Source organism: Parasedimentitalea marina, from assembly GCF_004006175.1.
Lineage (GTDB): Bacteria > Pseudomonadota > Alphaproteobacteria > Rhodobacterales > Rhodobacteraceae > Parasedimentitalea > Parasedimentitalea marina.
Map to the genome: position 1 here is coordinate 1 of NZ_CP033223.1, position 11,938 is coordinate 11,938.

Here is an 11,938-nt window from a genome sequence, read left to right on the forward strand (position 1 = left end):
ATGGCTAAACAAACGATAATGGACGTGAAGAACGTCGAGATAAAAGTGTCTGGCTTAGAGATGGTAGAGCCGCCGAAACTTTCATTTAAAGTTGAGGTGGAGCTGGACAAAAAGATAGCAAAAGAGGCCGGAAAAGACCCTCTTTTGCAACAGGAATTCCAATCTCAGGCAAGTGAGATTCTGGACCAGACCAAGAAAACTATCGAACAGAAGTGCAAAGTTTTCGACAAGCTGTTTGTGCAGATGGTCGCCAAAGGCGCCTCTGAGAAGGACATGAAAAAGCAGCTTTCCGGTCTGAACGACGCGATCAAGAACGACATTAAGGTGGCTGAAGCGGCTGCCAAACAGGGGGTGCAGGCAACCTGGGTCAAGTTGCAAAGCAAGCGCAAGGAATGGAAGTCGTTTAAGATCAAGATTTTCGCCTCAATCGCGGGGACCTTGGCCGGACTGGCGGTGAGTATTGCAGCAATGGCAACATCGCCGTTTTCCGGCGGTGCAGGCGCGGCGTTTGGTATTATCGGCCTGATAAAATCCGGGGTGTCCCTGGCGACGGATATTGGCAAATTGGCGGTCAACATTGACCAGGCCAAGGCGATTTTGGTGAAGAACCTGCTGGTGGTCGAAAAGGCAGCGTCAAACAAAGCGCTGAATGCCACCAATGAAGTTTCGGCGGCAATTTTCCAAGAATTTCTAGGAGTCTCTCAGCCTTCAGTGAAAACCTGCGAAGGGGCTGCTGAAACACTGAAGGCCAAATATGCCCAGATGATCGTCAAGGTGCATGACCTGTCGAAAAATCTGAATAAGATCCTGAAAGAGCAGGATAAGCTCAAAAAGGAGTTTCTGGCCGAAGTGGCCGCCAAGCTCAAGAAGCATCCGATCAAGGACAAGAAAGGCCAGCTGGTCATGATCCGAAACGCGCTCGATACTGCGTTGGATCCCAGTTACCAAAAGGTACAAAAAGCGATCACTGATATTCAGACGATGTATGCAGATACGCGCAAGTGGGCCGACTCTATCAAGCAGCTGATGAAGCGGGTCAGCGAATTGTCGATCAAAGATCCCAAGGCGCTCAAGGTGTTCCGTGAAGGGCTGAAGTTTGCGGCCCTCGCGTTGTCGCCGCTGGACGGCAATTCGATTGCAACCAAATCCAAGGATCTGGCTTTGGGCGTTGGCGGCGCAGCTGGCGGATATGTCTATGACAAAATCACCAGCAAGGTGCTGGATGGCACAGTCTTTGACGCCGCCTGATGGCAGTAAATAACGCGGGCGGGTGTGTCACGCACCGCTTGCACATTGATCATGGAGGCACCGGTATGGTTACGCAACTTCAGGATGCAACACTGCGCGATCGTGCCCGTGCCTTTGTCGAGCGTGACAGCGTCAGGAATTCAATTCTTGGGATCATCATTTTAATGCGATCACTCTCGGGCTAAGCACATCGTCTTCAGTGACGGAGCAGATTGGCGGGCTTCTGTGGGTGATCGACCGCGCGGTATTGGTGGTTTTGTCGCTGAGCTGGTGCTAAAATTGTTTGCCTATGGCTGGCGGTTCTTTGCGTCGGCCTGGAATATTTTGACTTGCTGGTGGTTTCGGTTGGCGTGCTGCCTGACAAACAGGGCCTGTCGGCGCTGCGCGGGCTACGGGTGTTGCGGGCATTGCGATTGCTGTCGGTGGTGCCGCAGATGCGGGCTGTGGTGCAGGCGTTGCTGGACGCCTTGCCCGGCATGGGCGCGGTCATCGTGATGCTGTCGATTGTCTATTACGTCTTCGCGGTGATGGCGACGCTGATGTACGGTGCGGCATTTGATGAATGGTTCGGCACGCTGGGCCGATCTTTGTATTCCTTGTTCCAGATCATGACGCTGGAAAGCTGGTCGATGGGGATCGTGCGGCCAGTGATGCTGGTCTATCCAATGGCCTGGATCTTTTGTGCCCTTTATTGTGATCACGGCGTTCTCGGTGCTGAACCTGTTCATCGGTTTGCTGGTCAATACCATGCAGACCGCTGTGGAGGACGACGCCGAGGGAATGAAAAACTGCGCGAATTGGTGCGGACGGAAACGGATATTGTCGACGCGCATGTGATAGAATTGCGCGAAGAAATCCGGTCACTCCGCGCCGAATTGTTGGCAGCCCGGGGAGAGTCAAATGGCGGATAGCTCGCAAAAATTTATTGCCCGCAATCGTGCGCCGCGCGTGCAGATCGAATATGATGTGGAGCTATACGGTGCCGAGAAAAGGTGCAGCTGCCCTTTGTCATGGGGGTGATGAGCGATCTGGTTGGTAAATCCAGGTGGCGCAGCCGACGGTGGCGGATCGCAAGTTTTGGAAATAGACGTCGATAACTTTGACGACCGCATGAAGGCCATGGCCCCACGCGCCGCCTTTACGGTGCCCAATACATTGACCGGCGAGGGCAATCTGGCAATCGATCTGACCTTTGAAAAGATGTCTGATTTCTCGCCCGGGGCCATCGCCGCCAAGGTGGACAGCCTGGCGCCATTGCTCGAGGCGCGCAGCCAGTTGAGCAATCTGATGGCTTATATGGATGGCAAATCCGGAGCCGAGGCGCTGATCGAGAAAATTCTGGGTGATACCAGCCTGTTGTCGGCCTTGTCCGCTGACGGGCCGGACGCGGGGGCAGGCATGGAGGCGGCATTGTCCAGTCTACGCGGCGCGGATCTGCCCGAGGCCGAGGTCGACCAAAGCAGCGATATATTGGCTGGCTTGCGCGCGCAGGCCCCGCAGGATGTTCCGCAGTCAGATGATCTGGGCTCGGCATTGTCAAGTCTGGCGGCGGTTGAGATCGAAGAGGTAGCAAAAGACGACAGCGCCGGGGTGCTGGATGCCCTCGCAGCCCAAAAGATAGTAGAGGAGGAAGACACCAGTTCCGACGATGCGCTTGAAAGTCTGGCTGCGGTCGAGATTGCCGAGACACCGGAAGACGACAGCGCGGATATCCTTGGCGAGCTTGCAGCGCAGGACGTGGCCGAGGTCGAGGACACCAGTTCCGACGATGCGCTCGAAAGTCTGGCGGCGGTTGAGATAGCCGAGACACCAGAGGATGACGGCGCGGATATTCTCGGCGAGCTTGCGGCGCAGGACGTGGCCGAGGAGGTCGACACCAGTTCCGACGATGCACTCGAAAGTCTGGCTGCGGTCGAGATTGCCGAGACACCAGAGGATGACGGCGCGGATATCCTTGCGAGCTTGCAGCGCAGGACGTGGCCGAGGTCGAGGACACCAGTTCCGACGATGCGCTCGAAAGTCTGGCGGCGGTTGAGATAGCCGAGACACCAGAGGATGACGGCGCGGATATTCTCGGCGAGCTTGCGGCGCAGGACGTGGCCGAGGTCGAGGATACCAGTTCCGACGATGCACTTGAGAGCCTGGCTGCGGTTGAGATAGCCGAGACACCGGAAGATGACGGCGCGGATATCCTCGGCGACCTTGCGGCGCAGGACGTGGCCGAGGAGGAGGACACCGGTGCTGATGAACTGGCGGATCTGTTGGGCGGCGGAGAGCGTCAACGAAACGCCAGAAGAGGATCTGTTGGCAGATGTGCTGGGCAGCTTGGAGGCTCCTGATGACGCGGTAGCATCCGAGGGTGGTGTTGATGATATATTGGGCGATCTGGGTGATTTGGCCGTGACCGAACCGGATGAGCCTGTGGATGCAGATGGGCTGGACGCCCTTCTGGGAGATCTGGACGCCTTAGATGACACCCCACGGCCGAGGCGCCTGAGATCTCGGATGAAGATGACACGGGATTGGATGACCTGTTGGGCGATTTGTCGGACGATACCAGTTCGGACGATGCGGGCGCGGACGATCTGGATGGACTATTCGCCGATCTCGATGACGATGCAGCACCTGCACTGGACGACACTGATGGTCTGGACGACTTGCTGGGGACTTAACAGATGAGGATGACAGCGGGCTGGACAGTTTGTTGGCCGACGACAGCACTGCTGATGACGATAGCGATGATCTGAATTTGGACGATTTGTTGGGGTCATTGGATGACGATACATCCGAGGACGCCGAAGAGGCGGGTGACGATTTAGACGCTCTTTTGGGCGGGTTGGACAGCGTGGACGACGGCGAAAGCGACGCTGGGGCTGACAGTGCGACAGACAGCGGTGCAGAGACAGTGAAACCAAGTCCAAGCGACGATCCGGAATTTGCCTATGGCACTATGAGCAGTGACCGGCCTGAGCCGCAGAAATTGCAGCGTAAGCGGTTCCGTCTGGCGATCCTTGGGGATTTCTCGGGGCGGGCGGCAAAGGGAGTGTCGAGATTGGCGATGATCTGGCGGCGCGACGCGCGGTCATTCTGGATCCGGATACCGTCGAAGATGTGATCGAAAGCTTTGCCACCGAACTGCTGTTGCCGATTGGCAAGGATGGCGCTGGCATGGCGGTGAAACTGGGCGGGTTGGATGACCTGCATCCGGACGAATTATATGAAAACGTAGAACTGTTCTCAGAGCTGGTCGGGCTGCGCAAGCAGTTGCAAAGCGGTGTCACCGCGGACCATGCGGCCAAGACACTGCAGGACTGGGGCGAAAAACACGGCACCCGCGTCAAGCCCCCGAAACCGCGATCGGGCGGCAATGCCGTGCCTGCGGATTGTCGGCTCAGCGCGTTCCAGCTGTTGGTTGGCGATGCCGAGAACCAGTTAGGGCAAGCCTCGCCGGTGCAGGATTTGCTGGCGCGCGTGGTGGGGCCGCATATCCGGGCGCTGCCCGACGCCGATGTGACTGCGATGATTGGGGCCGTGGACGAGGCGCTGACGGATGCGATGCGCATGGTGCTGCACCACCCAGAGTTCCAGTCGCTTGAGGCGCAGTGGCGCTCGCTGGATCTGATCGCCCGATCGGTTGAAGACGACGACACGTTGGACGTCATGCTCTATGATATTTCGGCCGAGGAGCTGGCCGCAGATTTGACCGCAACCGAGGACCTGAGCGACAGTGGCTTTGTCAGATTGCTGACCGAAGAACCCCTGGATGAGGAAAACGGACGCGGTGGATATTCGGCGCTGATCGGGTTGTATCAGTTTGAGGAAACCCCACCCCATGCGGAATTGCTGGGTCGGATCGCGCGGGTGGCGGCGCATGTGGATGCGCCCTTCCTGGCCGGGATCTCTCCCGTCTTTCTGGAGACCGAGAAAGACAAGTTGCCCGGCGTGGTGGCCAAGGCCTGGGATACCCTGCGCGGAATGGCAGAGGCCGGGCATTTGGGTCTGGTGTCACCCCGCTTTATGCTGCGGCGCCCCTATGGGGCCAACAGCGAGCCGATCTATGAGTTTCAGTTTGAGGAATTCACCGAAAGCGAAGGCCTGCGCGGGATGCTTTGGGCCAACCCGGTGGTGCTGGCGGCGATCCTGTTGGCGCGTTCGTTCAAACAGAATGGGGCGTCGATGGGGCTGGGGCAGATCATGTCGCTGGGCGATATCCCGTTTCATTATGTCAACGACCGCTTCGGGGATCAGGTGGCGCTGCCCTGCACCGAGCGTAATATCAATCTCGACAAAATCGCGCTGGCGCAAGAGCGTGGCTTTATGGCGGTGTCGGCCGTCAAAGGGCGCGACGAGATCCGCCTGACCTCGTTTGGGTCACTGGCGGGTCAGGAAATTCTGGGACCGTGGACCGGCGCCCCGGCGCCAAAACCCTCGCCGCCAGATCCAACGCCTGCTGCTGCAGCGGCGCCAGCTGGCGATGATCTTGATGATTTGGGTCTAGAAGATCTGGACCTGGGTGGGGATGATGATGATACTGGGCTGGAAGATCTTGACGCTCTTCTGGCTGGGTTTGGCGACGATAGTGATGCTGACGGTGATGCTGACGACGACGATATAGACGCTGATCTCGCAGCCTTGTTGGACGATTTATGATGTTAGCAATAAACATTTCAATGTATTTTTGCGCCCGGATTTGCCCGGTGAAAGTAGGTGCCATGGCTGAAAGTAAACCACATGAGCATAGCATTGTCTGGATGACCGGCAGCTATAAGGTCCGCGATCTGCTCTTGAAACGGGCGATTATTCGCGAAGGCCTTAGTAAGCTGACCGAGACCACAGTCGAATTTCAGTGCAAGAACAAGGCGGTGAAGCTGGACCAGATTGTCGGCCAAACCATGAACCTGCACGTGATGACTGATGATGGCACGGATCAGAAATATTCGGGCCTGTGTATCTCGGTTGAAAACCTTGGGATGCGGGATGGATATGGCCATTACGTCGCCGAGGTGCGCCCTTGGTTCTGGCTGCTGACGCGGACCCAGGATTGCCGGGTGTTTCAGAACCTGTCGGCGGTCGACATCATCAAGCAGCTGCTTAACGAGCATGGATTCAGCGATTTCAGGGACCGCCTGAGCGGCAGTTACGAGTCGCGTGAATATTGCCTTCAATACCGGGAAAGCGACTTTGATTTCATCTGCCGCCTGATGGAGGAAGAGGGGATCTATTACTACTTTGACAGTACAAGCGACAAAAATTCGCCCGAAAACTGCTGTTGTGTGATGGGGTCAGTGGTCATTCTCCGATCAGTGGCTCGTCCACGGTTGAGTTCCACGCGCGCGATGATGCGGACCGGCGGCGCAAGGATCACATTGCCGAATGGGGTCGCGAGGAGATTCTGACGCGGGGCAAGGTCACGCTGAACGATTTCGATTTTCTGTCGCCCTCTGCCGATCTGAAAGTGAACAACAAAATCGAAAAAGGCACTCATAACCACAAGAGTTATGAGGTTTATGATTACGGGCCATTATCGCAAGAACACCGGATTGGGCAATACTCAGGCGCGGGTCCGGATGGAGGCCGAGGCGATCCGGCACAAACGCTGGCGCGGGGCCTCCAGTGTGCGGGGGCTGGCAACCGGTTATACGTTCAAGTTGAAAAACCACCCGGAAAAGGAGGCCAATGCCGAATATCTGGTGGTGGACTGCGTGCATTACCTTCAGGTGGCCGGCGATTTTGCCGAGCGTGAAACTCAAAGGAAACGACCTCAGAACAGCGGTGAGATGCGCCATGATCTGAAGGCTGCGAATATGGATTTCCCCGAAGAGATGAAAGGGGACGCCTATGCATCGACCTTTGGGGCAATTCCAAAACAGGACCAGTACCGGGCCCCACTGACCACACCCTGGCCCGAAATTTCCGGGTTGCATACGGCCACCGTGACGGGGCCAAGCGGCGAAGAAATCTGGACCAATGAACATGGCCAGATCAAGGTGCAGTTCCATTGGGACCGCGAAGGCGAGAATGACGAAAAGTCCTCATGCTTTGTGCGGGTGGTGACACCCTGGTCCGGTAAGGGCTGGGGCATGGTGGCGGTGCCGCGCATCGACCAAGAGGTGGTCATTCAGTTCGAAGAGGGTGATCCGGACCGGCCAATCTGCACCGGCATGTTGTACAACAAGGACACCATGCCGCCTTATACCTACCCGGACGATCAAACCCAGATGGGGTTCAAGACCAACTCGTCCAAGGGCGGCGGCGGCTACAACGAGTGGATGTTCGAGGACAAGAAAGACGCCGAACTGATGCGTGTGCAGGCGCAAAAAGATCATCAGATGCTGGTCAAAAACAAGTCGGTCGAGACCGTTGGTCTGGACGAGATAGACGCCGGTGCCCATGATGAAGACGGCTGTGTAAGCCGTGTCGTCAAGCAGCACGTAACCGAGACACTGCTGGATGGGGACCACTATTTCACCATCGAGACCGGCAGTCAGGAAATTGAAATCAAGACCGACAAGACCCAGACGATCGAAGGTAAGCACACCAAAACCATCACCGGCGATGACGCGACGACCGTGAAGACCGGTAATATGACGGTCGACGTCAGCGCGGGTAAAATTGAGATGACGGCAGCCATTGAAATTTTGCTTACGGTTGGCGGGTCGTCGATCAAGATTGATAATTCAGGCGTGACAATCAAAGGGCCAATGATCAAGGTCGAAGGCACAGCAATGGTTGAAGCCAAGGCCCCAATGACGACCGTTAAGGGAGACGCAATGCTGACCCTTAAGGGTGGTCTGACGATGATTAACTAGGTGGGACTGATGACGTTTAATGACCTGGTAAAAATGCCAACTGATCCCGTGGCCAAACTGCTGTCACGGGCCAATGTCTTATTGAAAACACCACTGGAGGCGCCGCCAACTGCAGGGGCCTCTGAGGTGCTGCAGGAGCTGAGCGACAAAGGTGCCCTAGTGGATCTGTTGCGCTTGCTTGCGATATTGCTGCCTCCGCGGGAACGGGTCTGGTGGGCCTGCTTGGCAGCGCGGGACTATATTGGCCCGCGTTCGGACAATGACCCGCCTTCGCTCACCGCATCCGAGGCCTGGGTCTACGAGCCCTCGGATGCAAACCGGGATGCCGCGCGGATGACACTGGACCACGCCTATGTTGATGATGACACGGTCAATTGCGCGCTGGCGGTTCTTTATGCGGATGGCACGTTGGGGCCGGGGGATCTGAAACAATACCCGGCTCCGGCTGGGGCCTCGGAAACTGCGGCCTTTGCCATGAATATGGTAGCCTTGTCGGAATTGTCTGATAAGTTTGAAGAGCATGGCCAGATTTTGGTGGAGCGGGCCGTGAATATTGGGCGCGGTGGCAATGGGCAAGCGGACTCTGTTCAACCCGCTAACGACAACACATAGCGAGAAGGAAGGTTAAGCCATGGGAATGCCCCAAGCACGTCTAACGGATCTACATGCCTGCCTGTTGCCGACGACACCGCCGCCGCCTGTGTTGCCGGTGCCGATTCTATCATACCGCCCTGCGCTGTGACCGTTCTGGTCGGCAAATTACCGGCCGCGCGGGTTACAGATATGGTTCTTGCGGTCCCGCCGCACCCAATTGCCAAAGGCTCGGGGACTGTTTTGATAAGTGGTCTTCCGGCGGCGCGCATTTTGGACAATGCCGCCTGCGGTGGCATGATCGTCAAAGGTGAGTTTACTGTTTTGGTCGGAGGGTAACGCCACTTATGGGTGTGACACTAAAATTTCAAAGTTCAGGATCCATTCCCGGGGATTCCGCACCGGTGCCGATGCGGGGGCCCAGTCTGACGGTGGGACGGGGCAACAGCAATGATCTGGTGCTGCCAGATCCCGACCAGTTGCTGTCGCGCACGCATTGTGTGATCGAAGACCACAATGGCAATGTCGTGGTGGTGGATCTCAGTTCAAACGGCACCTTTCTGAACTACTCCAAGATCCCGCTGGGACGGACGCCGACCCCATTGAACAACGGCGATGTGCTGTGCATCGGAAACTACGAGATGGTGGTCGAAATCCGCGATGAACTGGCGGAGGTAGGCGATATGATTGCCGCCCCTGTCGCACAGGACCAGATCTCGCACGGGAATGCCGCGCACGCGCCGGATCCGATGGACCTGCTGGACGATGTCGGGCCGGGTGGCGACTTTCTGGATGATCTGCTGGGGGGATCCGCACCCACCGGCCCGTCGCAGATGAACCCCGCTGATCCGATTGATGATCTGCTGCCCCCCATGGGCGAAGACGAAGATCCGTTTTTCCAGAAATCATCGGACGGACGCGAGGGCGAGGGGGCAAGCCTGCCCAGCCACAATGCCTCGGCTCAGGATGCTTTTGCACCACAACAGGCGCAGGCCCCAGCATCGATTCCGGACGATTGGGATGATGACTTTCTGTCGGGCATAGGTGATGTTTCAACGCCAACGCCAACGCCAACGCCAACGCCAACGCCAACGCCAACGCCAACGCCAACGCCAGTGGCCCCGGCGCCCGCAACTGAAGATCCGTTCTTGGAACCCTCTGATCAGGTCGCTATGGCACCGCCGGCGCCGCAACCGACATCACCCGCACCGGCCGCCCCAACGCCGGCGGCTGCAGCGGTTGTCACCCAGCCAAATGGTGATCTTGTTGCAGAGCAGGCGAGCCCACCATCGGACGGCAACAGCACGGACCAAATGGCGGCACTTGACGCTTTCTTGGGGGGGCTGGGCGCCGAAGACCTGGAGATCAAGCCCGAAGATCAGCTGAACACAATGGCCCGAATGGGACGGGTTATGCGCACGCTGGTCACTGGCTTGCGCGAAATCCTGATGACCCGGGCCTCGATCAAATCCGAGTTCCGGATCGAACAGACCATGATCTCGGCGGGTGGCAATAATCCGTTGAAATTTTCCATTACTCCGGAACAGGCGATGGAGGCGATGGTGCTGCCGGCAACGCGGGGCTACCTGAGCCCGGAAACCGCCGCCGAACAGGCCCTGAATGATATCAAGGCGCATGAAGTGGCGATGATGACTGGCATGGAAGCGGCGCTAAAAGGTGTATTGGCGCGTTTGGATCCCAAAGTGCTGGAAACCCAAATCCAAACCGACGGCGGAATTACCGGCCTGCTGAAAGGCAAAAAGGCGCGCTATTGGGATGTCTATGAACGGCTATACTCCGAGATCTCGGATCAGGCTGAAAATGATTTTCATGAACTGTTCAGTCGCGAGTTTTCGCGGGCCTATAAACAGCAATTGGACCGACTAAAGAAATAATCACGCGGTTGCGTTGACCTACGTTATGAAGAGGAGAGCCAGGTGTCCTGGGACAGTAAAGTGCTTTGGACCGAGGGGCTGTTTTTGCAGCCGCATCATTTCCAGCAGTCGGACCGCTATACCGAGGCATTGGTCACCGGGCTGGCGCGCCGCATGCGTCCCTATGCCTGGGGTGTGAACGGGCTGGAAATTGATCATGAGGCCCTGAAAGTTGGCCAATTCGCCCTGAAAGGCTGCGAGGGTTTGACCCATGACGGCACCGTGTTTCGGGTGCCGATGGCGGACCCGCATCCGCCGGCGATGGAGGTGCCAACAACAGTCAAAGATTGCATCGTCTATCTGACGGTTCCACAACGGCGTCAGGGGGCTGCCGAGGTGGACCTGTCTGGGGCCGAAATGTCGGCCAGCCGTTTGCGCCCCTCCAAGCAAGAAGTCAGCGATGTCACCAGCAGTGAACGCAAGCCAGTGGATCTGGACGTCGGCAAGATGCGCCTGCAATTCGCGCTTGAGGTCGACGATCTGGCCGACCGCTTGGCTGTGCCGGTGGCCCGCATCATCGAGGTGCGGGCGGACAAAGAGATCATTCTGGATCAGGCCTTTATTCCCTCGTGCCTGGATGTGCGGGCAGCCCCGGCTTTGTCTGGCTTTCTGCGCGAGTTGGAAGGCCTGCTGGCCCACCGGATGGAGGCGCTGGCAGGGCGGCTGGCCGAAGGCGGCAATGCCCGTGGCGTCGCTGAGGTGTCGGATTTCATGCTGTTGATGGTGGTCAACCGGATGTTGCCGGTTGTTCGCCACATGGCCCAGATCGAAAACCTTCACCCTGAAACCTTTTTTGCCACCTGTGTGGCCCTGGCGGGTGAGTTGTCGGTGTTTATGGCTGCGGATAAGCAGGTGCCGCAATTTCCGCCCTATACGCATGACAATCTAAGCGCCTGTTTTGCGCCGGTCATTCGGACGCTGCGGCAATACCTTAGCTCGGTTCTGGAACAGACGGCGATTGCGATCAAACTGGAGGCGCGCAAATACGGTATTTCGGTTGGCGTCATTGCTGACCGCAAACTGCTGGGCAACGCGGGCTTTGTGCTGGCGGTAAACGCCGAGATCCCCGCCGAGGACGTGCGTCGGCATTTTGCCGGTCAGGCCAAGATCGGCCCGGTCGAGGAAATCCGCCAGTTGGTCAACTCGGCGCTGCCCGGGATCACTCTGCGGCCCTTACCAGTGGCGCCGCGCCAGATCCCCTATCACGCCGGTGTGGTATACTTTGAAATGGACGGTGACAGCCCATACTGGGGCAAGATGACCACCTCGGGTGGGATCGCGGTTCATGTATCCGGGCAGTTTCCCGGGCTGAAGATGGAACTATGGGCCATTCGCAACAATTGAGACGGGAATAGA

The 11,938-nt window shown here is 57.5% G+C and carries 10 protein-coding genes and 2 pseudogenes; all 12 read left to right on the plus strand.

All coding sequences use genetic code 11. The features are described 5' to 3' along the window. The 12 genes and pseudogenes from EBB79_RS23855 (at position 1) to tssK (ending at position 11,926) form a co-directional block, all read left to right on the plus strand. Positions 1–1,248, plus strand: coding sequence for a hypothetical protein (locus tag EBB79_RS23855; RefSeq protein ID WP_164860924.1), 1,248 nt, complete (start codon positions 1–3; stop codon positions 1,246–1,248). A gap of 329 nt (positions 1,249–1,577) precedes the next feature. Then, on the plus strand, positions 1,578–2,159 hold the full coding sequence (locus tag EBB79_RS23860; RefSeq protein WP_274594874.1) for an ion transporter: 582 nt from the start codon (positions 1,578–1,580) through the stop codon (positions 2,157–2,159). Continuing rightward, a pseudogene (gene tssB / locus EBB79_RS25525) lies at positions 2,149–2,622 on the plus strand (type VI secretion system contractile sheath small subunit); the annotation flags it as partial. The gene EBB79_RS23860 and the pseudogene tssB, both read left to right, overlap by 11 nt. Positions 2,623–3,224: 602 nt before the next feature. Further along, entirely contained in the window at positions 3,225–3,587 is a 363-nt protein-coding gene (locus EBB79_RS23870; protein ID WP_127751499.1) for a hypothetical protein, read from the plus strand. 183 nt (positions 3,588–3,770) lie between these two features. Further along, on the plus strand, positions 3,771–3,920 hold the full coding sequence (locus EBB79_RS24625; protein WP_164860918.1) for a hypothetical protein: 150 nt from the start codon (positions 3,771–3,773) through the stop codon (positions 3,918–3,920). Positions 3,921–3,952: 32 nt separating this feature from the next. After that, on the plus strand, positions 3,953–4,363 hold the full coding sequence (locus EBB79_RS23875) for a hypothetical protein (RefSeq protein ID WP_127751500.1): 411 nt from the start codon (positions 3,953–3,955) through the stop codon (positions 4,361–4,363). Next, positions 4,360–5,898, plus strand: a complete 1,539-nt coding sequence (locus EBB79_RS23880) for a type VI secretion system contractile sheath domain-containing protein (RefSeq protein ID WP_127751501.1) — start codon at positions 4,360–4,362, stop codon at positions 5,896–5,898. The genes EBB79_RS23875 and EBB79_RS23880 overlap by 4 nt, the downstream gene beginning before the upstream one ends. 62 nt (positions 5,899–5,960) lie before the next feature. Beyond that, positions 5,961–8,057 (plus strand): annotated as a pseudogene (locus tag EBB79_RS25820) (type VI secretion system Vgr family protein). Between the two features lie 9 nt (positions 8,058–8,066). After that, positions 8,067–8,669: a DUF6931 family protein gene (locus tag EBB79_RS23890; protein WP_127751502.1), complete on the plus strand. Its 603-nt coding sequence runs from the start codon at positions 8,067–8,069 to the stop codon at positions 8,667–8,669. A 126-nt stretch (positions 8,670–8,795) separates the two neighbouring features. Beyond that, positions 8,796–8,987, plus strand: coding sequence for a PAAR domain-containing protein (locus EBB79_RS25205; protein ID WP_238705188.1), 192 nt, complete (start codon positions 8,796–8,798; stop codon positions 8,985–8,987). Between the two features lie 8 nt (positions 8,988–8,995). Continuing rightward, positions 8,996–10,543: a type VI secretion system-associated FHA domain protein TagH gene (gene tagH / locus EBB79_RS23900; protein ID WP_127751503.1), complete on the plus strand. Its 1,548-nt coding sequence runs from the start codon at positions 8,996–8,998 to the stop codon at positions 10,541–10,543. Positions 10,544–10,585: 42 nt separating this feature from the next. Then, complete coding sequence (gene tssK, locus EBB79_RS23905; protein WP_127751504.1) at positions 10,586–11,926, plus strand: type VI secretion system baseplate subunit TssK; 1,341 nt, start codon at positions 10,586–10,588, stop codon at positions 11,924–11,926. The last annotated feature ends 12 nt before the right edge of the window (positions 11,927–11,938 follow it).